We start from the raw sequence: 24,130 nt of genomic DNA on the forward strand, positions 1-24,130 counted from the left end.
TGCCCCCTGCGCCGTGATAGGGTTGCGATAATCCGTGGGCGGCTCGCAGAAAGCCTCTCATTGCCGTGATGCGGTCCTTTGTTAGGAGTTCACAGTGTCCCGGCCGGATTCGAGCTTTTCAAGGTAGGCTGCGAACATCTCGGCCATGGCTTCGGCGTAGGATTCGATCTCGCTCAAGCTTCGGGGAGCCTCCGAGAACTGCTTGCCCACCGTGGCAAGCGTCGTGACGATCAGGTCACCGGCAAGTGCCCGGCTTGCCTCCGAGACCGATGGCAGCACCTCCTCCATGAACAGCCCGATGATGCGGTCTCCCGACGCCCTCGCCGCCTGCGCCTCCGGCGCATCGCGATAGAGCGGCGCTGTGTCGTGAAGCGCCACTCGCATCGCCGCCTCCTCACACTCGGAGCGAAGAAAGGCGTGAACAAGGCTGCGCAGCCGTTCGAACGGCGGTCGTTGTGCATCGGCAAGAATATCGGCGAGCATGCCGTTCGTCTGCCGCCATTCGTCGCTCTGCAGCCGGAAGAGGATTGCCGCCTTGTTGGGGAAATATTGGTAGAGCGAACCGATACTGACGCCCGCCCTCTCCGCTACCCTCGCCGTGGTGAAGCGATGGGCTCCCTCCCGCGCCAAAACCTGAGCAGCAGCATCGAGGATCGCCGCCACGAGCTCCGTCGAGCGAGCCTGCTTCGGCTGCTTTCGTGAAGAAATCCGGGGACTTGGCCGGTCGCTCATGGCAGTGCTCCGCAATGCGATTGGAAAATGCGAGGGATTATTCGTATTTTTCACCCAGCGCAAGAACTCATCATTCCAAGGAGCCCTCCAATGACGACACTCACCACCGCGCCGCTCGCGCCTCTCCTCCACCGCCTGTTCGAAGAAGCCGCTGCGGCGACGAGCCCCGCCATATCCGAGCTTTCCAGCGAGGAGAGGATGCGCCTGATCAGCAGCAAAACGGAATATCTCGACCTTTACGGGCGACTGAGGGATCTCTGGCTTCCGGTCTCGCGCGAGGCCGGCACGCTGCTCTACATGCTGGCGCGCAGCTGCCGTGCTCAAACGATCATCGAGTTCGGCACATCCTTCGGCATCTCGACCCTCCACCTTGCTGCAGCACTGCGCGACAATGGCGGCGGCCGGCTGATCACCAGCGAGTGCGAACCGTCGAAACTGAGGCGGGCGCGCGAAAACTTGACGGCTGGCGGCCTCATCGACCTTGTCGAAACCCGTGAGGGAGATGCCCTCCACACCCTCGGCACCGATCTTCCTGATACCATCGACCTCCTGTTTCTCGACGGCGCCAAGGGCCTCTATCGTGACATCCTGGAGCTGGTAGAAGACCGACTTCGACCGGGTGCCCTCATCGTCGCTGACAATGCCGACCTCAGTCCCGAATATCTCGCCCGCGTTCGCTCCGCCGCCGCTGGCTATCTCTCCGTCCCGTTCGAAGAGGACATCGAGCTGTCGATGCGCGTCTGAGGATATTCGCAACAGGCTTCGCGCCCTCACCCTTGGATGTCCCGCAACGCCATCAACGGTGAGGCCGCGCCGCCGCGCACAAGCGTCGCACAGCACCAACGCAGCCATCTCAGGACAAAGCTGGTCCCGCTCAAAGACTTTTTTCGAAGAACGTATCCGGATATGGATCGTCATTGAACCGCTCGATCTCGGTCCAGCCGGTACCGCGATAGAGCTGCTGCGCCTCGGCAAGAACGCTGTTGGTATCCAGACGCAGGAGCCGGATGGACAACTCGCGGGCGATCGTCTCGGCAGCCGACATAAGCCGTTTTGCCATCCCGAGGCCACGCGCGGAAGGGGCGACCCAGAGCCTCTTGATCTCCGCCACCTTGCCGCCACTGCCCTTCAACCCGACACAACCGATCGGCAGGCCGTCGGACATCGCGACCAGGAACGCGCCGCGCGGGCGGATCATGTCCTTGGCGTCAGGATCGCGGGAAAGCGAGACGTCGAAACCCTTGTCGAAACGGCGTGCGAGTTCGCCGTAATATTCGTTCAGGCAATAGCGGGCATCGTCGTGCCGAGGATCTTTCTCCTCCAGCACGATCTGGTCGCGTCCAAGCGAGCAGGCGACCATATCCATGGCGCGCAGGAGTTCGTCCGGGCGGCGATGACGCGCCAGAAACGCTTCGGCCTGGGCATTGGAAAGTGCTTCATAAGCCTGAAACTCGCACTCGCCGGTGCTGGTCAACCTGGTGATGCGGCGACGGGCATCGCGATCGTTCGGGATGGTCTCGATCAGCCCCTCCTCCTCCAGCCCGCGCAGCAGACGGCTCATCAGGCCCGAGTCAAGACCGAGATAATTGCGGATTGCCGCAACATCCGATTGGCCACGACCGATCGAATTGAGGACGCGAGCAGCACCGAGCGGACGACCGCGTCCAAGGAAAGACGTATCCAGAGCGCCGACTTCGGAGGTGACGGCGCGGTTGAAGCGACGGACGCGGGCGACAGGATCGCAAGCCATATTATCTGACTTAAGTCAGATAAATTCCGCTGTCAATTCCGGCTGCCAAAATGGACCCGAAGTGCTCGAAGTGTCAGCCGGGTGCGCCGACCGTCTTGCGTATCCTCACTCCCTCCCTCACGTATGGCAATGCAACTTCCCCTCCACAGGGCTGCCCCGTGCTCCGCTTTATCCTCCACGCTCTGATCGTCATCATTCTGACGCTGCTCACCCAGATCGGCGGCCTCGCCTATTTGATAACGCTTGCCGTCGCACGCGCCTTGCGCCTGCGCCGATTTGCGGCCAGCCTCGCGCTCTTTCTGCTTCTCTACGCCGGCGCCACCTTCGTCGCGCACCTCACCGCACCCACATTCGGCCGGGTTCCGCTTTCCTGCTTCGCCGGCACCGCCGATCCGCTGGTCATCCGCTCGCCAATCTACTGCGCGCTCAACCGCAACTACGTGACGCCTGAACTGCGCGATCTGGCAGGGGCACTCGCCGCCCACATGGATAAGCAGTTTCCCGGTACCGTTACCGTCGCGCTGGATGCAAACTTTCCCTTCGTCAACGGTTTTCCGCTGCTGCCGCATCTCTCTCATGCCGACGGCAAGAAGCTCGATTTCGCCTATTATTACAAAGATGCCGACGGCGCCTTCCTGAACGGCGCCACACGCTCCCCGATCGGCTATTTTGCCTTCGAGGAGCCTGCCCCGGGCGACGAACTACCCTGCGCGGGTCGCCACGACTGGCTCACCACGCGTTGGGATTTTGATACCCTGCAGCCTCTCTTCCCTGTCTATGGGATCGAGGAGCAGCACACCGCGGCAGCGATCGCCTGGCTGACGACGGTAGGCGTCGCACGCTTTGACCTGCAGAAGATCTTCATCGAGCCGCATCTGAAGAATGCGCTTGGCATCACCGATGCCCATGTCCGCTTCCAGGGCTGCCGAGCCGCGCGTCATGATGACCATATGCATATCCAGATTGAATGAGCGGCTCGCTTGCACACGGCAGGAAATCCCCCTACGCCATGTACTCCGTCCCGCCGGGGTGATGCCTGACCTTTTGATCAGGCACCACCAACCATCGGAAGAGGCGCCCTTCCCGGCTGTCGCCCGATTGGATATTCTTGCCAGCCATTGTCCCTGAATGAGAGGTTTGCTTGTGAGTGTCGGCCTGATTGCCCTCCTTGATGATGTCGCAGTGCTTGCAAAGGCGGCCGCCGCTTCTCTGGACGACGTAGTCGCCCAGGCGGGCAGAGCCGGCGCCAAAGCCGCCGGCGTCGTGATCGACGACGCAGCCGTCACGCCGCGTTACGTGACCGGCCTCTCGGCGGCACGCGAACTGCCGATCATCGCAAAAATCGCCATTGGTTCTCTCAAGAACAAACTGGTGTTCCTCCTGCCGGCCGCACTCGTCCTCAGCCTTCTCATGCCGCAGGCAGTGACGCCGCTGCTCATGCTCGGTGGGCTCTACCTTTGCTACGAAGGCGCCGAAAAGGTCTACGAACTCGTCGTGCCGCACGCGGCCCATGCCCACGAGAACGCCCTCGAGACGATCAGCGTCGACCCCAGAACCTTCGAGGACGAAAGGGTCGCGAGCGCCATCAGAACCGATTTCATCCTCTCGGCCGAGATCATGGCGATCACCCTCGGCTCGCTGTCGGAGTCGGGTCTGGCGATGCAGGCGCTGGTCCTCGCGCTGGTCGGCTCTCTGATCACGGCTGCTGTTTACGGCGTCGTCGCCTTGATCGTGAAGGCGGACGACTTCGGCCTCTGGCTTGCCCAGCGCTCTTCCCGCTCGCGGACAGGCGCGTTCCCGCGCTTGCTCGGGCGCGGCCTTGTGCGGGGCATGCCCTATCTTCTCAAGGTACTGGGTCTCATCGGGACGGCGGCGATGATCTGGGTCGGCGGCGGCATCATTGTGCACGGCGCCGAAGGCTTTGGCTTTGCCTGGCTGAGCCATCTGCTCCACGATGCCGGAGAAGGCGCCGCGCATGCAATGCCGGCCGTTGGCGGCGTGGTTTCCTGGCTGGTCCAAGCTGTCGGCTCAGGTCTCGTCGGCATCCTCCTCGGCCTTGCAGCCATCCCGGCCGTCGGCTACGTCGTTGCGCCTGCATGGCGGTGGTGCGCAGCACGCCTGCGCAGGATGAGGACCGCGTAAGCGAGTGACAGCAGATGTTGCGGCGACATCACGCGTTGTGCAGAAGGCGCCATGATGGCTCGCAAATCTTCCTTGGCGCGAACCAGCCCTGCGGCGCGGCGCAACCAGATGCTTCGAAGTGCCGGCACCATCAACCAGTGTCCCTTTCATCGTAAGCATGCTGCGCCGCAAAGATTGCGTCCATGTTCTGCTCCGCCCAGTGAGCGGGTGCCGAAACCGCCGCCATCCTCTCCGAAGCGATCGGCAAGCCTGTCGCCTTGCTGCGCCCCGTCAGTTCCATCATTTCAGCGTTTCGGCTCTGCTTCCGGGGGGAGCCGTACTCCGGGATTCTCGCTCACGCCCAGGACAGCTAAGGTTCCCATGGAAAGGCTATGCCATTTCAAACGATTTTAAAAATCGCCGACGCAGGGCTAATCGATTTTAATTTTGGGATTAAAACTTTCTTATTGCGACGCAAAAGAATCTAACCATTACTTCTGCCGATGCTCGGTCTGTTCGTTGGAGAACTCGCATGACGATGACATTTCCGCTAACCGAAAAGCGCAATGCCGATGCGTTGCTGAAACACTTGACGTTGCACAAACTCAGCTATCCCGGAAACTGCGTCGTGTCGCTCAAGACGTACGTCGCATACGTCACGTCGTCTCACACGACAGCACTCGGGACCGCCCGCACCGCCTGGTAGGAATGTCTCGGAATTTCGGGATGTCTGTGCCCTTCGCTTATGCTCAAGGCGCCCGTCGAATACTCTTCACCCTTATCTGCCCGATAGGCGCCTCTCCCCGCCGGAGAGAAAAGAAGTAAGCCGCGCAGCTTTCGTTCTCGCAACGGAGGTCTCACGGAGGGGCGAGACGTTGCCGTACTTGCAAAAATTCCTATTCTGGTCGCCGCCGATGCGATGAAAAGCTGAGGCATTCCAGAGTTTGCGATAGGAATTTCAGGCCACAACATGACGACTCTCGGCCGCCCGGATCTCGGCGACATCCCACCATGGCGACTGGGGGGATCGCCGGTTACCGGCCGCGTGGCGGCCATACACGCGGCTGGCGCAGATTGGCCTGTTCTATGCTCTGGCGGTTGGGGCGTGGTCGCTCGGGGGCTGGCTGTTGGAGATGCCGCCGCCATCTGCGGTCGGGATGCTGATGATCGCCCATTTTTTCTGGCAGACGCGGCGGTTAGACCTTGCCCGCCCGGATCTGAATTTCGCCTGTTCCTCGCCAATATCCTGACCGGCGTGCTGCTCGCCGGCACCGCGTTGGCGGGCACATGGTGAGCGGTTCGAGGACGAAATGCGAATGATCGATCTAAAACAAGGCGTGCTCGCCGCGGCCATGATGCTGGCAGCAGCGATGGCGTCCGGACATCAGGCGTATGCCGAGCCATGCGAACCGGAAACCTTCGAAGCGGCAAAATATGTCGTCTGCACGCTGGAAGGAGGAAAGGCCGACCTGCGCCTGTTCTGGAAGGGCGCCGATGGCGCGCCATACCGCACTTTTTCGAGCCTTGCCGAAGCCCTTCGCACCGAGGGGAAAACGCTGGTACTGGCCGTCAATGCCGGAATGTACCGAGCCGATTTTTCGCCGATGGGGCTGTACGTCGAAAACGCCACGGAATTGAAACCCGCCAATACCACAGAGACGGGAGGCGCCCCCGGTCAGGTCCCGAATTTCTACAAGAAACCGAGCGGCGTGTTCTTTCTCGGTGAAGCAGGCGCCGGCATACTTCCGACCGATGAATTTCTGACGCGTGCCCTAAAAGTGCGGTTCGCCACGCAGTCCGGCCCGATGCTCGTCATCGCGGGAAAGCTGAATCCGATCTTCATCTTCGCATCGACAGATCGAACCCGCCGGAGCGGGGTCGGCGTTTGCGCGGACGGCGTGGTTCGCTTCGCAATCAGTGAAGACAGGGTCAATTTCCACGATTTCGCACGGCTCTTCCGGGACCGGCTGCAATGCGCCGACGCCTTGTTCCTCGATGGCGGACGAGGTGTTGGGCTTTACTATCCGGCATTGGGCCGCAACGACTGGTCCTGGCACGGCGGCTACGGCCCCATTTTCGGACTTGTGGAATAAGCTGATCTCCCCATCGATCATTTCGACGGGCTGGACACATTCAAAGACCTTCCCTCCGACGGGCGCTGCGTACGCGATCTCTGGTTCTGACAGGCTGGCACCTGTCGGCCTCGGGCAGGCAATGGCGCCTCAACCGCGCCGAGCCGCCTCGATCGCCGCGACATCGATCTTTCTCATCGTCATCATCGCGTCAAAAGCACGCTTTGCCTGATCACCACCCGCCGAGAGCGCTTCTGAGAGGACGCGGGGGGTGATCTGCCAGGACAGACCCCATTTGTCCTTGCACCAGCCACACTCGCTTTCCTGGCCGCCATTACCGACGATGGCGTTCCAGTAGCGATCGGTTTCTTCCTGATCCTCCGTGGCGATTTGAAACGAGAAGGCTTCACTGTGTTTGAATGCAGGGCCGCCGTTCAGACCGATGCAAGGAATACCCGCGACGGTGAATTCAACAACCAAAACGTCTCCCTGTTTGCCGTCAGGATAATCTCCCGGCGCCCGAGTGACAGCACCCACCGCGCTGTCGGGAAAAGTCGCAGCATAAAAGCGGGCGGCATCCTCGGCGTCTTTGTTGTACCATAGGCAGATCGTGTTTTTTGCCATTATGCGGTCCTTCCCTCTTGGTTTGCAATTCCTGTTCAAATAAGAGGGAAACCGCCTTTCTCCAGCCCATACAGCTTATTTCGGCGAGGGCCTTGTTCGGCTTGATCCACGCACCCGGCGAAGGCGATCGCCGCGCAGGCGATACGCGCAGATCGCGGATGCATATCGATGCCTGGCTTGACGGCGGCTCCGGCGCCACGACATCCATAAAGATCTGGAACCATCGCTTGCTGTGTCCGGCCGCAAAGCGTGTCAGACTGTGCAGGCTGCGCATCGTCTGCGCGCCGATTGAAAGGTACGAAGCCAATGCACAAGTTCACCGTTACCCTCACCCGCGAGATCGACGCCGATACCGCCGAGGAGGCAGCCTTGCTCCTGTATCAGGAACTTTCGAAGGGACCGGTCCCTGACCGCTACTCGGTCACCGACGAGAAGAAGGCGACCACGGAGATAAATCTCGACCGGAACAAGGCTGATGAATTCGCCAGCATCGATCACACCGCCGATCCCGGCAACTGGTAAGGCCAGGCGTTCACAGGGACGGTGGCAACAAATCCCCTGCTTTGCGCCGGGAGCGCAAGTGCGGTAGGTGCAGAATGCCGTTCCGGCGCGAATGCCGGATGCAAGCGGCCGCTCCATCGGAAATATGCCAGTCAAGGAAAACAAGTGAGCTCACCTGTCAAAATAGCCGTCGCCGGCGCGAACGGCCGCATGGGTCGCACCATACTGCCGCTGCTCGCGGCCGATCCGGCTTTTGCGGTCATCGGCGGTATCGGCCGTCCCGGCTCCGCCGGTGAAGGGCTGATCGACCGTGCGGCCGCAATCGCAGCCGCCGACGTGATCCTGGATTTCACGACGGGAAATGCCGCCGCCGAACTCGCCGGCCTCTGCGCCTCGTCAGGCGGGCCGGCCCTGGTGATCGGAGCGACAGGTTTCGAGCCGAATGAGATCCAACGGATCGCAGCCGCCGCCCGAACGATTCCGATCCTGCGCTCCGGCAACTTCTCCATTGGCGTCAACATGCTGGTCGGCCTCGTCGCCCAGGCTGCGCGCGCTCTTCCCGCGCATGGCTGGGACATCGAAATCCTCGAAGCCCACCACAACAGAAAGATCGATGCACCATCCGGTACGGCGCTGATGCTCGGCGAAGCAGCCGCTGAGGGCCGCGGCGTTTCCCTCGCATCCGTCGAGCGGCGTGGGCGTGACGGCGTCACCGGCCAGCGACCGCCCGGCGAGATCGGCTTTGCCGTCGTGCGCGCCGGCGGGCTCGTCGGAGAACACAGCGTCCTGTTCGCCGCCGCCGATGAAGTCGTGACGCTGTCGCATTCGGCTCTCGATCGCGGCATGTTCGCCCGCGGCGCGCTTGCCGCCGCCCGCTGGATCGCAGGGCGCGCACCCGGCGAATATGGCATGCGGGATGTGCTGGGCCTGACGGCAGAAGGCGCGAATAGACCGAGTGAAGAGGCTTGAGCACCTTCTTGAATCAAAATCTACACCGACACACTCTCCATCAGGATTTTCATCACGGCAGCCTCCGATTCAGGCGGCATCCTGCAACCCCAATCCTGCTGGAGGTCAAGAGGCCGGATGGCCCGCCGCGCGGCCCCGGCCTAACCCACCAGCCGCCGCGCCATCATCACGTCGTCGATCTCTCTGCCATCCTCCAGCACGCCGCCGGGGATACGGCCGATCTCGGCAAAACCTTGCCGCTGGTAGAACCGCATCGCCGCCGAGTTTTCGGCGCTGACGAAGAGTTCCAATTGACGGATGCCGATATCGCGCGCGTGATCGGAAATCGTCTCCAGCAGTTTGACGGCAAGGCCCGTTCCGCGAAGCTTGGCGCAGACATAGACCATGACGATCGTGGCGCGGTGGGCCATCTTGCTCGGCCGCTGCCGAAACAGGCCCATGATGCCGACGGGTTCGCCTTCCTGAAAGGCGATGAAAACCGGTTCGCTCAGCCGATCGCGCCACTCCTGCAGAGACAGGATTTCCCAGTCTTCGTAGCGGCTGGCAAAGGAAGACGGATCGGCGCGAAGCGCTTCCAGGCGGATACGCCGAAAAGCCTCCACCTCGTCTCCACCTATGAGCCTGATCGTCACGCCGCCTGCATCCATCGCCACCTCCCGGAATATCGGAGATATGTCATCGCAGCCGGCTGCATTGGATGCAATCGGGAAAGCGGCGGGTTCGGCTTCTGTTGTCCCGTCGCGGCACGCCAAGGCTCGAGAGAACCTCGTCATGAGGGAGGTTGGAGGGCACCGCACCAACGAGGCTGGGAGAACCGGGCGCGAACGCTGCTCCCAATTCCCTCATCCCTGTCCTCGGGTCAGGCCCGAGGACAGGGATGAGGGAGGGGAAGTGGCGTCCGTCAAAGGTGCCCAAAGGACAAGCGTCCCCATGCAACAAACCTAACGACAGCACCATCACTGCGCCGGAGTTCCCACCCTGCCACCCTTGCGAACAGTCGGCTCGCCGGTTGGGCGGAGATCCCATTGATCGGTGCGGACCGATGGTCCTTGGGTTGGTTGCTGGCCGCTCGCCCCCGGTGCCGGTTCGCGGGTCGACCGCACGACCAGATCATCCGGTTCGAAGGCCGTCTGATCCCCAGGCCTCTCCATCTGAAACGATGCAATCTGATGGATGACGACGAGAAGAACTATCCCGACCGCCGAGCACACGAGCGCATAGAGAATGAAATATTTCAGTGCACATCCCTCGCTGATCGACAGAGCGGCCTTGACAGCAGCGCGAATGATATTTCGCACATCATTGATGGATACTTAGAGAGAAGGCAATAGATTTTAGCAATTCCTGGAAAATTTCAAAAATAGACAGCATGAAATAGAACTTTATTGGAGAAAATCGCGCAATGCCTCACGCATTGCTTGATTTCTTCAGCATCCCGGCCAAAGGCGAGGAACCTATGGCTGCAACAGCTCAACCCCGCTTGAACCGCATCCGGAATTCACGGGGGCTGCAGCCCTCGCGCTCTCGAAAGACGCGAGAAAAATAGAACGGGTCTTCGATGCCGACCATGGCTGCGACGGTTTCGATCTTCTCGTCTGACGTGGCGAGCAGTTGCTTGGCCTGGTCCATACGCGCCCGAAGCTGGAAGTCCTTGGGCGGCATGCCCGTTTCGGCGATAAATTTCCGCCGCAGCGTCGCGGGAGATATGCCATGCTCGGCGGCAAACGAGGCAAGGTCGAGCGGCTGCAGCGCCCTGCCCCGCAACGTCTCGACGAGATCCCCAGTCGCGCCCTCGCCTTTGCGACCTGCCGCAGCGCTCGCCTGCCGCGCAGCGGTGATGACGATGCGATGGAGCGCCAATGCCGCCGAGGCCTGTCCGAGATGGCTGTCGTCGATGAGATCAGCATGCAACTGCGCGAAGAGCCGCACCACCTCCTCGATATGGCGCAGAGTCACGAGGGGATGGCGCTCGTCAACCAGCCGCATCCGCACGAAATCGCGCGTGAACGAACCTTCAAACAGCGCCCAGCGCTCATCCCATCCGCCTTCGTCAGGCCCATAGGAGTGCGGGCGGTTCGGAAACAGCCAGAAGAGCGCCGGCCCCTCCACGGGCTGGCGCCCGCCTGCAGCGGTTTCGAGAAACCCCTGCCCGCGCTCCACCAGCACGGCTGCAAAACTCGGCAGCTTCCTGTCCTTGACGGCATGGCGCGCATGTTGCCTGCCGCTGCCGGCCACGGCAAGCCCGCCGGCGGCGGCAAGGGGAGATCGATAGATGGCCTCGGCTTGTGTCATGAGCGAAAAATCCAGCTGCAGCTTTCCTCCATGGCGGCCAGCCCACGCAGCCCGCAGGCTGAAGGCAGGTAAGTCAAAGCGGGGGTGAATGAAATGTCAATTGTCGCGAATGCCGCCGAGATGCAAACGCCCCTCGCCGCCCATGGTAAAACGATCCCCGCTGCAAGGCTCGGCGCACTCGCGCCGACCGATCCCGGAATTGGCACCGAGGCTATCCGCCACCGCTATGAGGAGCATGGTTATGTCTGGCTGAAAGGCCTCCTGCCGCGCGCCGAAGTGATTGATTTCCGTCGTTGGGTCTTCACCCACCTCGCCGAAGCCGGCCTGTTGGCGCCGGGCTATGATCTTGCCCTCGGCGTCGCTGCCGTCGGGGACGTCGACTGGAACCTTGCCAACCGCCGCCTGATGTCGATCGTCCGCTCGGCTGCCTATGAAGGCTTCTGCGCCCAGCCGCGGCTCGTGCACTTCATGGACATCTTTCTCCAGGGCATCTCCTATCTCCATAAACGCAAGCTGATGCGCTATGTCCAACCCGGCACGGCGGTGGCCACGCCCGCCCATTACGACCTCGTCTACCTCCGCGGCGGCACCAGCCGGCTCGTCACCGCCTGGATCCCGATCGGCGACACTCCTGCCGAAATGGGCGGCCTCGTCTATCTCGAAGGCTCGCATGCGCTCGGCCGCGGGATGGAGGCCGAATTCCAGGCAAAGAGCGGTGATCTCTCGCCGGAAGAGCGGATCAGCGCCTATAACAGCCACATGGCCGAGGGCGGCTGGATCTCCAAGGATCTGCCCGACATGGCCCATCGCTTTAACACCCGCTGGCTCGCCGCCGATTACGAGGCTGGCGACGTCGTGCTGCACTCCCCCTACATGATTCACGCCGCCACCACCAACGAGGACCGCGCCCGGCGGCTCCGCCTCTCTACCGATATCCGCTACCAGAATGTCGACGACGAAATCGACGTCCGCTGGAACAACCATTGGAGCCTGGGGGATATGCTGTAAGGCTTTGCTCCGCGCCGCAATGCTTCAGCCGAAGCCAAACCCGCCTGGGATCGATCCTTTGCGAACCAAGACAGCCACTGCGATATCGGCTAGACTTGCCGGCACCGACAGCTTGCTTGGAGGCGTCCCCAGGAGCGGCGGGCGTCGGTGCAGGGGGAACCCGCATGTCGGCAATCGCATCTTTGTTTCAGGAAGCCGCCCGGCTTGCAGCCGGCTTTCGTGAGCGCGCGCCGGCACGCCATGTGCCCCGGCACGATTACGCCGCCTCGCTCGCCGCCTTCGACGAGCCGCTGCCGGCCGCTGGCGCCGAGATGGGCGATGTCATCAGACAGCTCGCAGCGGACGCCGAGCCCGGCCTGCACTTCACCACCGGCCCGCGCTTCTTTGGCTGGGTCATCGGCGGCTCTCATCCGGTCGGCGTCGCGGCCGATTTCCTCACCAGCGCCTGGGGCCAGAATGCCGGAAACCACGTCGCCGCCCCGGCCGCGGCCGCCGTCGAAACCATCGCGGCGAGATGGCTTCTCGACATCCTGAAGCTGCCGGCCGAAAGCTCCGTCGGCTTCGTCACGGGAGCCACGGTCGCCAACTTCACCTGCCTTGCCGCCGCCCGCGGCGAGGTGCTGCGCAAGGCCGGCTGGGATGCGGATGCCAAAGGCCTGTTCGGCGCGCCCAAGATCACCGTGCTGATCGGCGACGACGCCCACACGACGGTCTTCTCGGCGCTTCAATTCCTCGGTCTCGGCCATGACCGCGTGCTGCGTCTGCCGACCGACCCGATGGGACGGATCGATCCGGCCGCACTCGGCGACGCGCTTGCCCCGGTCAGCGGCCCCTGCATCGCCATTCTCCAGGCCGGGCAGATCAATACAGGCGGCTTCGACGAGTTCATCCGCTTGATCCCGGCCCTTCGGGAAAAAGGCGCCTGGGTGCATGTCGACGGCGCCTTCGGCCTGTGGGCGCAGGCTTCGGAGAAATTCAGCCATCTCAGCCGTGGCGTCGAGACGGCCGACAGCTGGGCAACCGACGGCCACAAATGGCTGCAGACGCCCTATGACTGCGGCTATGCCATCGTGCGCCACGAACTCGCCCACCGCCGCGCCATGACGATCGCCGCAAGCTACCTGCCGCTCGCCGCCGAGGGCGAGCGCGATCCTTCCCATTACGTGCCGGAGCTTTCCCGGCGCGCCCGCGGCTTCGCCACCTGGGCGATGCTGAAACATCTCGGCCGCGATGGCATCGCCGCCCTCGTCGACCAATGTTGCGCGTCCGCCCGCCTGCTGGCCGAGCACCTCCAGCGCGAACCAGGCATCACCATCTTGAACGAGATCACGCTGAACCAGCTCATCCTCCGCTTCGCCGCCGACCGCCCGGACGATGAAAGCGACGCCATCACCCGCAAGACCATCGCAAAGATCCGCGACGACGCCACCCTCTTTGCCGGCGGCGCCAAATGGCGCGGCCACGACGTCCTGCGCCTCTCCGTCACCAATTTCCAGACGACCGCGGACGAAGCCCGGCTGGCCGCCGACAGCATCATCGCTGCCTTCCGGAGCGTCAGCTGCGGCTGACGCCAGTGCTAATTAACATTGCGTCAGAGTCGCCATTGCATATTGCGTGCGCTGCCAAGTGCCCAGCCACCCGCCCCCCTCCTTCGAGGCTCCGGCCTCTGGCCTGCGCACCGCAACAACACGGGACGAGGGCGTCCACGCGCCGGCGCTGCCGAAGTTCCGCACACCGTAGCGGATCGGCTATTGACTCATCTCCGAGCAAAGCTACCGTCCTCTGTGCAGGACTAAGGATTCAGCCAGCACCCCTCCCTCGCCACATGTTCTCAACGGCCTCCCATGTCTCAATATCTCCCTGCGATTGCCGCTCTTCTCGCTCTGGTGCCGGCCGCCTCCCATGCCAGCGAGGCACGTGGCAAATCCACGCCTCCTCCGGCGAAGGACTGCGTGGAGGTCAGCGGAACTGCTCTGTCGGGAACAGCCGAGGGCTCGGCCTATGCGGCAGCCGAGCTCAAATGCGGCGCAAAGCTGTCGCTGGTGCTTCAACGCCAGACCGGCAGGAATGGAACCCTTCCCGTCTGGACCGTGATCGACCAGGTGACGATCTCAAAGCCGTCGCCCCGCCACGAGCTTCTGCAGCCGGCCTATTGCTCATCCAGCCGGTTTCCCGACGTCGCCGTCTTTGCGCTCGGCAGGATGGTGGAGCAACCGGATGGCTCCTATCGATCCGAGAATGTGGTCAAAGCCTGGCGGTTCGACGTCAAGCGCGAAAGGCTGGCGGCCATTCCCGCCGACGACGTGATATGTGTGTTGGACGGGGTTGATTGACGGTCTGTGTGGTGAGTCCGATGATAAGCCGCCCCTCATCGTTCGAGGCTCAAGCCTCCGCACCTCAGGACGGGGGCTGACCGTCGGGCCAAGCGCCGCCGAGGCTGACAACGAACCAAGGCCGCCCTCTCTCCGCCCTCCTCCTGAGGCGCCCCCGTAGGGGCCTCGAAGGACGAGGCCCGCCACCACGAAGCTATTGGATTTACTGGAACTAGCAGAAAGGCATAATTCCGGCTTCATCGCCGAACGGCGACGACCGAGCTGGCGCGGTAGCGCGACAGCTGGACCCGGTTGGATTGATTGCCTCCAAAGAGGTAGACGTATTGGCGTCGCTGATCGAAATGATCGAACAGGCTGACATGGAACCGCCTGCCGCTTCGGATGACAACGACGTCTCCCCGCTTCGCCGAGCGGAAGAAGACCGGCTTGCCAAAGCTTTTCCAGGATACCGCCAGGTTGGGATTGGCCGGAGGCTGGCGAGACGATCGTTTGGCGACGAAGGCGAGGAAAGCTCCGCACCACGATGTTCTCCGGGGATTGATGCCGAGAAAAGAAATGGAGCGTTCATGCATGCGATCGTATTTCGAAGCCGTGACCAGCATGTCGGCCTCACACGGTACGGCAAAAACCGTGAGGGCTATGACGAGAATAATTCTCATTGCTTCTCACCATTGTCTGGATAATTTGGAACATCCGAAATGTGGCGAAGAAAAAATCGCAGGCGGAAACGTATGTTCAAATAATGGCAGCAATTAGAATCAATTTAGCCGCGTATTTCCACGAAAATACCCAATGATCAACGAGGAAGAGGGCGAACGACATGGCTTGAAAGCAGACAGTCCGACGATCGGAAATGCGCTGATTGCACACCAGAAGAAGGAGAGTGTCGCGATGAAAGCCGCCTTCGCCCCTAATGAGCCGGCCAGCCCCCACCAAGGCCCGATCATCATACCCACCGCAGCCTAACACCATTGCATAGCTCGGCTTGGCCACTCAACGAGATATATTCCCAGCGGCGCGACGAATACTTGGACCCAAAGGGCAATACATTCTCCTCGCGCGCTAAGCTCCCACCTGACTGCGCCAACCGGATCGGACTGCCTCGGCCCCTTGCTGACGAACAACCGATCCGGCGGGCAATGACGGTCGCGCGAGCTCCGTGCGACGTGCCGAGCAGCGTTGAACCGCGAGTACCAAGCAGCCTTGTTTGAGGATATCGACGCGGAAAGAGGGCTGTGAGAGCTTGCCGACGAGGTTTGAAAGATGGATTGTCGATTCCGGTTGGGCTGCGAAATCAGGCCTTGGCCGAGATCGCACTCAGTTCCTCGAGATCGAGATCCCGCTCCAGCTCGCGTAACGTTTCGTCATCGATATCGCCGGCGCGGTGGAGTCGGATGAGTTCCCGGCGTCCCGTTGCAACAGCCTCGAGAACGACATCGAAGTGAGCGTGGAGAACCGGCACGTAGTGCTCCGTTCTCGCGGCGTAGTCGACGATCGCTGTGGCCCTTCGCTGGTATCGCTCCAGCAATTGAGGATGGATGAGAGTCCCCTCTGCATCATACGCCAGGTTTTGTACCGTCCCGAGCTGCGCCTGCGCCATGGCGGCTTCGGCCTCACTCATGGTAAGGCGCGCCCGTTCCAACTCGGGGCCCGCCAGCCGCGCCCAAGCAATCACCCGCCCCAACGTCGTGCCCTGCACAAGTACGGTTCCGAGAATAACGGCGAACGACGTTACGAGGATGAGGTCGCGGCCCGGGAAATCTTCGGGCAGGCTGAGTGCCAAGGCGAGCGTCACCACCCCGCGTATGCCCGCCCAACTGAGGACGGCGGCGCCGCCGGCGCCCAGCGGTCGGGCGCGTTCGAAGCCGAGGACAGCACAGAACCGGATGACGAAATCGGAGGCGAAAACCCAGGCAAAACGCGCGATCACCAGCGCAAAGAGGATCGCGAGCATCGGCAGACCCATGGTCGCGAGCACGGTGGCGAAGCCGCCGCCGCGTTCGACCACGTCCCGAAGAGACAGACCGATCAATGTGAAAACAGAAGCTTCCATCAGGAAGATCATCACGGTCCAGAAGGACGTGCCGCGCATCCGCGTTGCGGCTGAAAAGACGGTGTGCTGGTGCCAGGATGCGATCAACCCTGTGGTCACGGTGGCGATGACGCCGGAAACATGCAGCAACTCGCCGAGCAGATAGGAAATCCAGGCGAGCAGCACGGTGGCGGCGATGATGAGATACTCGTCGCCGAGACGCCGGACAAGTTTGACCCATGTCGTTCCGATAACGAAACCGACGACGGCGCCGCCAAGCGCCAGCACAAAGAAGTTGCCGGCCGCTTCCATCACGCTGAAAGTTCCTGTTGCGGCGGCGGCAACGGCAAAACGGAAGAGAACCAGACCGCTCGCGTCGTTGAGCAAACTCTCGCCTTCCAACAGAATTTGAAGTCGCCGCGGCAGCCTGACATGCTCCAGCACCGCGCGGGCTGACACTGCGTCCGGCGGCGAAACGATCGCGCCGAAGGCCGCGCAGGCAGCCCAGGGAAGTGCTGGAAAAAGAAGATGCGCAGTCACGGCCACGACCGCGCAGGTGAACAACACGGCACCGACGGCTAGGGAGGCGATGCCGATCATGTGGCGCCGTAGGCGCGCCAGGGGGATCGACCAGGCGCCGTCCATCAGGAGCGGCGGCAGAAAGATGACGAGCACCAACTCGGGATCGACGGTGATTGCCGGCAGCCCCGGCACGAAGGCAAGCAACGCACCACCGGCCAGCAGTGCGACGGATGGCGGCAGTGCGAGCCTATGGGCGGCATATTGCAGCGCGATGATCGCAAGGAACATCCCGATGACAAGCTCGAACAATTGAGTTGGTTCCATCTGCCCTGCCCCCGGCTTGGAAACTGACGTCGAATGCCTACAACATAATCTCTCGGATCGAAATCTACCCATCCCGCGCTTGTCACGGTTTTCCATATCAGCCAATAATTGCGCTTGGCCGTCACGAAAAGTTTGCACCGGTACGAATTTACTTGCCCTTCTTCAATGCGGCATATGTTTCTGCATGCAGGCAAGCGGCGTGAGCGGGGAAACATGACTTCAACACATGCAGACAAAACCGGTGATGCCGTCAGCCGAACCGGCTTTGTCGGATTGGTCGTTGGCGCCGTCGGCGTCGTCTATGGTGATATCGGCACCAGCCCGCTTTACGCCTTTCGCGAGGCGCTCAGACCGTTCACGGCCGATGGCGTTCACGAGTTCGAGGTAATTGGTCTCATTTCGCTGATGGTCTGGACGCTAACCGTGATCGTGACCTTCAAATATGTTCTGTTCCTTCTCAGGGCGGACAATGACGGCGAAGGTGGCACCCTCTCGCTTCTTGCCCTCCTGATGAAAAAGATGGGACGAAACGTGCCCGTGCTGTTCTTCGCGGGCCTGATCGGAGCAGCCCTCTTCATCGGCGATGCGATGATCACGCCTGCCCTCTCGGTCATGTCAGCGCTCGAAGGCCTGAAGCTGGTCACGCCGACCTTTGCCGAGTATGTTCCGCCAATGTCGGCAGCAATCATGATCGCTCTGTTTGCCGCGCAGTCGCGCGGAACCGCCGCTGTTTCAATGTTTTTCGGGCCGATAACGGTATTGTGGTTCCTTACCATGGCGGCAGGCGGCGTCATCCATATCGGCGACGACTGGAGAATTCTCGCCGCGATCAATCCCATCAACGCAGTCTCGTTCCTCGCCCATGCCGGCACCGTCGGCCTCATTGTGCTCGGCGCCGTTTTTCTGACGGTGACGGGTGCCGAAGCGCTGTATGCCGATCTCGGGCATTTCGGGCGGCGGCCGATTCACACGGCGTGGTTCGTGCTCGTCTTTCCGGCATTACTGCTGAATTATCTCGGCCAGGGCGCTCTCGTCCTCAGCCAACCTGCTGCGATCGCCGATCCGTTCTTTCTGATGTATCCCGACTGGGCCTTGCTGCCGGTGGTTCTCCTGGCGACACTCGCTACAATCATCGCGAGCCAGGCCGTGATCACCGGCGCATTTTCGTTGGCCCGCCAGGCGGTTCACCTCGGCTTTCTGCCAAGGCTGCGGATCAAGTTCACCTCGGAGACCAACACCGGCCAGATTTACGTGCCGAGCGTCAATCTTCTCCTGCTGATCGGCGTGCTGATGCTGATTTTTTCCTTCGGCGACTCGGAATCCCTGGCGACGGCCTACGGCATCTCGGTGACTGGGGCCATGGTGATCACAACCATGCTGGCCTTCCAGTTTCTCCGCGCCGTCTGGGGTTATTCTCTCGTGCTCGCCGCCGGCGTGCTGCTGCCGCTCTTGGTCATCGAAGTCGTTTTCCTGGCGGCCAATCTGCTGAAGATCTACGATGGTGGTTGGGTTCCTGTCGCCCTGGCACTGGTGATTATGATGCTGATGTGGACATGGACACGCGGGCAGGCCTATCTGAAGCGGCTGCGCGCGAACAACGAGATCCCGCTCGATTCCTTCATCCGCTCGATCGAGCGAAAGTCTGATCATTCGCCGGTTACGGTTCCGGGAACGGCGGTCTTCCTGACGAGCCTCCCCGACAGGACGCCGAATGTCCTGCTCCACAATCTCAAGCATAACCACGTGCTTCACGAGCAGAACGTCATCCTGACGGTCTGGACCGAGGATGAACCTTACGTTCCCGACAGCAGGCGCACCAAAATCAGCCAGCTGTCGCCGCGTTTCGTGCGTCTCGATATCACCTTCGGCTTCATGGACGAGCCCGATGTCACCAGGGCGCTGGCTCTCTGCCGGGAGGGAGGCTTCAAGTTCGAGATCATGAAAACGTCCTTCTATCTCGGTCGCCGCAACCTCGTCAGGACGCCGAACACCGGCCTGCCCGGCTGGCAGGAACGCATATTCATGGCTCTGGAAGGCTTTGCCATCGACCCCTCCGACTATTTCAACCTGCCGTCCAACCGCGTCGTCGAGCTTGGCGAACAGGTTGCCATATAAAGTCTGATGGCCTCGCCCTGCTTCGCGGCGGCAGCCTCGTCACCGTCGATCATTGCCGGGATTTAATTGGAAGTCCCGGCCTATCCCCCTTACACGCCAAGTCCCGAGACAAAGGAGAGCATATGAAGAGGCGGACTCTTGTACTTGGCGGCGCCGCGATTGCCGCATCGTCGGTCGTTGCTGCGGCAATCTGGCCGCGGCGACATGTCGTGGCGGCAGCCAGGACATTCGCCTGGAAGGGCACCGATTTCCTGAGTGGCGGCACCAAGTCTGTCGCCTTGGAAAAGCTGCCCGCGCCGCTCTTCCGCACTCGCCCGATTGCCTCGTGACCATCGCCCAGACCCTTGGTCCCTGCCATGTCAACGACGTCCCGGCCCGCCAGGACATCTCGGAAGGAGAAGCCGGACTACCGTTGCGGCTGGCCCTCCGCATCGTCCATGCAGCCGATTGCCTGCCGGTCGAAAACGCCGATATCGAAATCTGGCATACCGATCACCGTGGTATCTATTCCGGCCGAGAGGCTGCGAAGATGTGTACGCTTGGTGATGCCGAGGCGATAAGCGGGCTCGCCTTTCGCGGTCGCCAGCTGACTGACATGACCGGCCAGGCAAGTTTTCTGACCGCCTATCCGGGATGGTATAGTGGCCGCACGCCGCATGTTCATTGCCGCATCCTCGTGGATGGCAAGGAGCTTCTCGTCAGCCAGGTCTATTTCGACGATGCCTTGAGCGACATCATCTATGGTGAGCATCCCGATTATCGTGGACGCCCCCGCCGCGATACGCGCAACGACGACGACGGCCTCGTTCCGCAGGATGCCACCGATCACATCTTCGATTTTGAAAAGCTGGGTGGCGGCGTGCTTTCCGCCACGATTACGATCGGCCTCTCTTCCTGAGCCGATAGCAGCGGAGCGACGGGTGAGCCCTTTCCACACGCATCATGAAACCAACGGCAGCATTTCTGCGTATTTCCCCTCGACGGCAGAACACAGACCGCGAGGGATGGTGGCATCGTCAGAGAAGGAAGCATCGCCCATATAGCCAAGCATACCACCGGGAGGGGCTGGCGAGATTGATGCTGAGGCTGCCTGCCACGCGGGCGACGATCAGAGCCGCCGCAGCGGGCCAACCCGATCTCTATGAGCTGTGCGGCGCCTATGGCGAAGCCTGCTCCGTCCTCGACAGCATGCGCAAGGATTGTCGGCCGATTCTGCGATCGTCGCTGAATACGAGATCATCTGCGCGGAAATAGAAGCCGACGTCTTGCGAACGCTGCTCGGCGACCTCTGATGGTCCCTGCCGCCACGGCTTCTCGCCGTAGCGGCGTGCGTCCGGCTATCCTCAGTGCAGCACGCCGTGATGAAGGATAGAGGCGATCACCGGGTCCGCTTCTGAATGATGCAACGGCTGAGGCGTGATCTCATGGTGCGAAATTTCGCTGCCGTTTTCCGGGCCAGCAAGATCAGCGGCTTCGATGGTGACGCCGTGATCGCCGTTGCCGAGTGTCAACCCGTGCTTTTCGACAGCCGCCTTGCCGAAGTGACGAAGCAGCAGGGTTTCATCCGATACACCGTTTTCCCAGATGGGATTGTCGTGATGGGCGCCGACCTTATCCGCAGCAATCTTGTCGGCAGCAAGTTTCAGGTCATTGTGGGATGTGACCCCGGTGTCCGATACGAGGCTGACGCTCGCATCCGCGGCGGCGAGGCTGTCGGCGCTTGCAAGCGTGGTAGGACCTTCTTCGATGATCGTGTTATCGCTGACGGGAAACGTGCCTGCGGCGATGATCGAGGGGGAGATGCTATATGGCGTGACATCACTCGCGATGAAATTGTCATGGAAGGATCCGGATGCCGGCCGGTCGACCTTCAATGCTGCCTGGGTCAGGTCATCGAAGAGATTGCCGTAAATATCGATGCCCTCGCGAACATAGGTCGTCGTGCCGGCGGAGCTGACCGACACGCCCCAGACGCCGTCATGGATATAGTTGCCTGATATATCGTAGTTGCGCGTATCGCCCGTATCGCCAAGACCGATGGCGTAAGACCAGCTGTAGCCGCCATAGCCGGATATATCGTTGTCATGGATAGCAATATCCGTGCCGGCCTGCGCGCTGATCCCGAAGCTGCCGCCAAGGATGGTGTTCCCCTCGATCACCGCGTCCACAGGCCGGATGAGCGTCAGTACTCCCTTCGGCGTCACCGCACCGGTCTGATCGAGATAATTGCCGGTGATGACGATGTTGCTGCTGTCGTTTAGCTGGACGGCATCCGCCGCAGTGCCGTGGGCGTTCGTGACGGTGTTGTTGAGGAGAGTGACCCCGTTGATCTTCTCAATCCAAATGCCGTCGCCGTTGACGTCGTTGATCGTACTGTTTTCGATGGTGATGTTGGAGCCGGTCCGGAAGGTGATGGACCCGGATTTCGACAATCCGGTGTGATCGACCTCGACATTACGAACGGTCCAATTTGAGACATAACCACCATAGATGGCTGCGCCGCCGGTGTCTGAGATCTTGATATTCTCGATGACGATGTTCGACGTATAGAGACTGTGAATGGCATCATTGGGGCTGTGAATGACAGGCGCGTCGCCGACCCCATAGCTGCCGATGGTGATCGGGGCATCGACGGTGCCGGAATATTTCAGGTCGAGCTGATCGTTATAGACGGTGCCGGCCGCAAGCAGCACGCTATCGCCCGGCTGCAGCTTCAGGTTTTCCACTGCCCAGAACGACGCAAAAGGCGCGTCTGCACTGGTTCCGGCATTGGCGTTGGAGCCCGTCGCTGAATTCACATAATAGATTGTCATATCGCCTTGTTCTCGCATTGTCGCGCAACCGTCTAGCTCAGCTGCAACGAGTGGATCGGATGCGGTAGGGACTGAAGGCCATATCAACACGGCCTTCGATTGCCGTTACGGCGTCGACAGGGACTGGCCTGCCTTGCTCCGGAGAGGCGCCTTGCGGAGGCTGCGCCTGGGAGAATACAACCTTCGAGAAAATAATCTAGAGAACAGCGACTAAAAGGTGAATGAACGGTAACCTGCCGTGCTGTCACGGAGGTAGGGGCGAGGTTACCGCGTGGATCAGCCCTCATTCGAACCGCCGCCCTCGTCCTTCGAGGCCTTAGGGCACCTTGAGATCAGGTGCGAAGCGTCGAAGGACGAGGAACGGGCGATCAGCCCGCCACCTTACATCAGCTCAGCAAACCATCCAGATGGACGAAGACGGTCAGCGTATCCCCGTCGCTGTGATGCGAGGTCCCGTCATTGATCCCGTAGCTGAAGGATTCGCTGACGTGTCCGCCGTGGTCGGGGAGCTTCGTCTCATCAAGCGTATAGGCATAATTGCCCTCCCGGTCCACGTGGATGACGCCGTATTCACCGGTCAGCGTCAGACCGTGCTTGCCGACGCTTTGGTCACCGAAGCGGCGGAGCGCCAGGGTCCCGTTGTCCGAGCTGTCGTTTTTGAGGAGATTACCGTGATGGGCATCGCCGGTATCGGTGATGATCTTCAAATTGTCATGGACGGCGACGACCGCCGGATCCACGTTCGCATCCGTCATTGCGGCGGACCTGGCATCAGAACTCGCCAGCACCGTCTCGACACTGGTGACCGTGTGGTTGTTGCTGACGGAAAAAGTGTGCGCGTCGGCGATGGCCGGCGATATGCTGGTCGCCTCTACGCCGCTCTCGATCGTATTGTTGTAAAAGGAGCCGGACGCTGGCCTGTCGACCTTCAGCGCCGCCTGCGTGAGGTCGTCGAAGACATTGTCATGGACTTGGATATTCGTGCGGATATAGCTGGCGCTGTCGGCGGGATCGGTAATGACCACGCCCCATGCGCCGTCATGGATGTGATTTCCCGATATATCATAATCCCGCGTGTTGCCCTGATCACCGAGACCGATGGCGAAGGACCAGTCGTAACCGTGAAATCCCGATATATCATTGTCGTGGATGGCGACGTTCTTGCCCGCTTGCGCGCTGATGCCGAAGCCGCCGCCGCTCAGAGTATTGTCCTCAACCACCGCGTTCACCGGTCTGATGAGCACGATGACGCCTTTGGGGCTATCTGCATGCGTCTGGTCGAGATGATTGCCCCGGATCACGATGTTGCTGCTGTCGTTCACCTGGACGGCATCGGCCGTGGCACCGTGGCTGTTCGTCACGGTATTGTTGAGAAGCTTGACGCCCTCGACTTTTTCGATCCAGAAGCCGTCGCCCTTCCCGGCCGAGATCTTGCTGTTCTCGATCGTGATGTCCCTGCTATTGCGGAAATTCACGGAACCTACTTCGCGCGACAATCCCGCCTTGTCGACTTCGACATGGCGAACCGTCCAGTTCGAAACGCTGCCGCCAGAGATGGCCGAACCACCGCTATTTGTTATTTTAAGGTTCTCGATAACAATGTTCGACGCATAAAGGCTATGAATGCCGTCACCGCCGCTATGGATGACGGGTGCCGCCCCCGTTCCGTAACTGCCGATTTTGATCGGCGCGCTCTCGCTGCCTGAATATTTGATATCAAACTGTTCGTTGAATACGCTCCCTTTGGCAAGGAGCACGCTGTCGCCTGGTTTCAGCGCTAAGGATTCCACTTTGGACAAAGTCGCAAAAGCCGAGTTCTGGTTCGTCCCAGCGTTGCGGTCGGAGCCAGTTGCTGAGTTCACATAGTAGATTGTCATATCACCAATGTTGCCCTGTTCGTCGGATCGCTATGTCGCCACTGA

General features: G+C 61.2%; 22 protein-coding genes and 4 pseudogenes. 16 read left to right on the plus strand and 10 right to left on the minus strand.

Translation table 11 applies throughout. The features are described from left to right. Positions 1-81: 81 nt before the first annotated feature. Positions 82-732, minus strand: a complete 651-nt coding sequence (locus NL154_RS12095; RefSeq protein ID WP_434732727.1) for a TetR family transcriptional regulator — start codon at positions 730-732, stop codon at positions 82-84. A 90-nt stretch (positions 733-822) separates the two neighbouring features. Here NL154_RS12095 and NL154_RS12100 point away from each other — a divergent pair, with 90 nt between their 5' ends. Continuing rightward, positions 823-1,476 carry an O-methyltransferase gene (locus tag NL154_RS12100; protein ID WP_434732728.1) on the plus strand — a complete coding sequence of 218 codons (654 nt, stop codon included), beginning with the start codon at positions 823-825 and terminating at the stop codon, positions 1,474-1,476. A gap of 130 nt (positions 1,477-1,606) precedes the next feature. Here NL154_RS12100 and NL154_RS12105 read toward each other — a convergent pair whose 3' ends face one another. Further along, complete coding sequence (locus NL154_RS12105; RefSeq protein WP_434732729.1) at positions 1,607-2,482, minus strand: bifunctional helix-turn-helix transcriptional regulator/GNAT family N-acetyltransferase; 876 nt, start codon at positions 2,480-2,482, stop codon at positions 1,607-1,609. Positions 2,483-2,577: 95 nt separating this feature from the next. On the opposite strand from NL154_RS12105, the gene NL154_RS12110 reads away from it, so the two are divergent. The 6 genes and pseudogenes from NL154_RS12110 to NL154_RS12135 all read left to right on the plus strand — a co-directional run. Further along, positions 2,578-3,453: a hypothetical protein gene (locus tag NL154_RS12110; RefSeq protein WP_434734092.1), complete on the plus strand. Its 876-nt coding sequence runs from the start codon at positions 2,578-2,580 to the stop codon at positions 3,451-3,453. Positions 3,454-3,625: 172 nt separating this feature from the next. Continuing rightward, positions 3,626-4,624 (plus strand): DUF808 domain-containing protein, encoded by a 999-nt coding sequence (locus NL154_RS12115; RefSeq protein WP_210630904.1) that lies wholly within the window; start codon positions 3,626-3,628, stop codon positions 4,622-4,624. A gap of 511 nt (positions 4,625-5,135) precedes the next feature. Beyond that, entirely contained in the window at positions 5,136-5,309 is a 174-nt protein-coding gene (locus NL154_RS12120; RefSeq protein ID WP_210630903.1) for a hypothetical protein, read from the plus strand. A 367-nt stretch (positions 5,310-5,676) separates the two neighbouring features. Beyond that, a pseudogene (locus NL154_RS12125) lies at positions 5,677-5,897 on the plus strand (4-hydroxybenzoate octaprenyltransferase); the annotation flags it as partial. A gap of 22 nt (positions 5,898-5,919) precedes the next feature. Then, the gene (locus NL154_RS12130; RefSeq protein WP_434732730.1) at positions 5,920-6,696 is read left to right on the plus strand and encodes a phosphodiester glycosidase family protein; all 777 of its coding nucleotides are present in this window, start codon (positions 5,920-5,922) and stop codon (positions 6,694-6,696) included. A 6-nt stretch (positions 6,697-6,702) separates the two neighbouring features. Further along, a pseudogene (locus tag NL154_RS12135) lies at positions 6,703-6,786 on the plus strand (GFA family protein); the annotation flags it as partial. 39 nt (positions 6,787-6,825) lie between these two features. On the opposite strand, the gene NL154_RS12140 reads toward NL154_RS12135, so the two are convergent. After that, on the minus strand, positions 6,826-7,299 hold the full coding sequence (locus NL154_RS12140) for a VOC family protein (protein WP_210630901.1): 474 nt from the start codon (positions 7,297-7,299) through the stop codon (positions 6,826-6,828). Positions 7,300-7,605: 306 nt separating this feature from the next. Between NL154_RS12140 and NL154_RS12145 the strand changes: the two genes are divergently transcribed. Beyond that, complete coding sequence (locus NL154_RS12145; RefSeq protein ID WP_210630900.1) at positions 7,606-7,821, plus strand: hypothetical protein; 216 nt, start codon at positions 7,606-7,608, stop codon at positions 7,819-7,821. 144 nt (positions 7,822-7,965) lie between these two features. Continuing rightward, on the plus strand, positions 7,966-8,769 hold the full coding sequence (gene dapB / locus NL154_RS12150) for a 4-hydroxy-tetrahydrodipicolinate reductase (RefSeq protein ID WP_210630899.1): 804 nt from the start codon (positions 7,966-7,968) through the stop codon (positions 8,767-8,769). A gap of 140 nt (positions 8,770-8,909) precedes the next feature. Here the strand turns inward: dapB and NL154_RS12155 are convergent, their stop codons facing one another. The 3 genes from NL154_RS12155 to NL154_RS12165 all read right to left on the minus strand — a co-directional run bounded on the left by NL154_RS12155 (position 8,910) and on the right by NL154_RS12165 (position 11,061). Next, a complete protein-coding gene (locus NL154_RS12155; protein WP_221153483.1) occupies positions 8,910-9,416 on the minus strand; it encodes a GNAT family N-acetyltransferase in 507 nt (168 codons plus the stop codon). Between the two features lie 309 nt (positions 9,417-9,725). Beyond that, entirely contained in the window at positions 9,726-10,055 is a 330-nt protein-coding gene (locus NL154_RS12160) for a hypothetical protein (RefSeq protein ID WP_311043516.1), read from the minus strand. Between the two features lie 184 nt (positions 10,056-10,239). Continuing rightward, the gene (locus NL154_RS12165) at positions 10,240-11,061 is read right to left on the minus strand and encodes a helix-turn-helix transcriptional regulator (protein ID WP_221122696.1); all 822 of its coding nucleotides are present in this window, start codon (positions 11,059-11,061) and stop codon (positions 10,240-10,242) included. 93 nt (positions 11,062-11,154) lie between these two features. On the opposite strand from NL154_RS12165, the gene NL154_RS12170 reads away from it, so the two are divergent. The 3 genes from NL154_RS12170 (at position 11,155) to NL154_RS12180 (ending at position 14,402) form a co-directional block, all read left to right on the plus strand. Continuing rightward, positions 11,155-12,069, plus strand: coding sequence for a phytanoyl-CoA dioxygenase family protein (locus NL154_RS12170; protein WP_210630897.1), 915 nt, complete (start codon positions 11,155-11,157; stop codon positions 12,067-12,069). 164 nt (positions 12,070-12,233) lie between these two features. After that, positions 12,234-13,637, plus strand: coding sequence for a pyridoxal phosphate-dependent decarboxylase family protein (locus tag NL154_RS12175; protein ID WP_434732731.1), 1,404 nt, complete (start codon positions 12,234-12,236; stop codon positions 13,635-13,637). Between the two features lie 276 nt (positions 13,638-13,913). Continuing rightward, positions 13,914-14,402, plus strand: a complete 489-nt coding sequence (locus tag NL154_RS12180; protein ID WP_247241724.1) for a hypothetical protein — start codon at positions 13,914-13,916, stop codon at positions 14,400-14,402. Positions 14,403-14,638: 236 nt separating this feature from the next. On the opposite strand, the gene NL154_RS12185 is transcribed toward NL154_RS12180, so the two are convergent. Then, on the minus strand, positions 14,639-15,061 hold the full coding sequence (locus NL154_RS12185; RefSeq protein ID WP_434732732.1) for a TIGR02594 family protein: 423 nt from the start codon (positions 15,059-15,061) through the stop codon (positions 14,639-14,641). 133 nt (positions 15,062-15,194) lie between these two features. On the opposite strand from NL154_RS12185, the gene NL154_RS12190 reads away from it, so the two are divergent. Continuing rightward, complete coding sequence (locus NL154_RS12190; protein WP_221122693.1) at positions 15,195-15,368, plus strand: hypothetical protein; 174 nt, start codon at positions 15,195-15,197, stop codon at positions 15,366-15,368. Between the two features lie 328 nt (positions 15,369-15,696). Here NL154_RS12190 and NL154_RS12195 read toward each other — a convergent pair whose 3' ends face one another. Continuing rightward, positions 15,697-17,280: a Na+/H+ antiporter gene (locus tag NL154_RS12195; RefSeq protein WP_221122692.1), complete on the minus strand. Its 1,584-nt coding sequence runs from the start codon at positions 17,278-17,280 to the stop codon at positions 15,697-15,699. A gap of 213 nt (positions 17,281-17,493) precedes the next feature. On the opposite strand from NL154_RS12195, the gene NL154_RS12200 reads away from it, so the two are divergent. The 3 genes and pseudogenes from NL154_RS12200 to NL154_RS12210 all read left to right on the plus strand — a co-directional run bounded on the left by NL154_RS12200 (position 17,494) and on the right by NL154_RS12210 (position 20,687). Further along, the gene (locus NL154_RS12200) at positions 17,494-19,395 is read left to right on the plus strand and encodes a potassium transporter Kup (protein WP_210630892.1); all 1,902 of its coding nucleotides are present in this window, start codon (positions 17,494-17,496) and stop codon (positions 19,393-19,395) included. Between the two features lie 122 nt (positions 19,396-19,517). Then, a pseudogene (locus NL154_RS12205) lies at positions 19,518-20,293 on the plus strand (protocatechuate 3,4-dioxygenase). Positions 20,294-20,337: 44 nt separating this feature from the next. Then, positions 20,338-20,687 (plus strand): annotated as a pseudogene (locus NL154_RS12210) (nodulation protein). Between the two features lie 51 nt (positions 20,688-20,738). On the opposite strand, the gene NL154_RS12215 reads toward NL154_RS12210, so the two are convergent. Both NL154_RS12215 and NL154_RS12220 read right to left on the minus strand, forming a co-directional pair. After that, positions 20,739-22,208 carry a right-handed parallel beta-helix repeat-containing protein gene (locus tag NL154_RS12215; protein WP_210630891.1) on the minus strand — a complete coding sequence of 490 codons (1,470 nt, stop codon included), beginning with the start codon at positions 22,206-22,208 and terminating at the stop codon, positions 20,739-20,741. 386 nt (positions 22,209-22,594) lie between these two features. Further along, positions 22,595-24,085 (minus strand): right-handed parallel beta-helix repeat-containing protein, encoded by a 1,491-nt coding sequence (locus NL154_RS12220; protein ID WP_210630890.1) that lies wholly within the window; start codon positions 24,083-24,085, stop codon positions 22,595-22,597. Positions 24,086-24,130: the final 45 nt, after the last annotated feature.

Origin of the sequence: Rhizobium sp. YTUHZ044 (assembly GCF_051123975.1) — a bacterium.
In the GTDB taxonomy this organism is placed as follows: domain Bacteria; phylum Pseudomonadota; class Alphaproteobacteria; order Rhizobiales; family Rhizobiaceae; genus Rhizobium.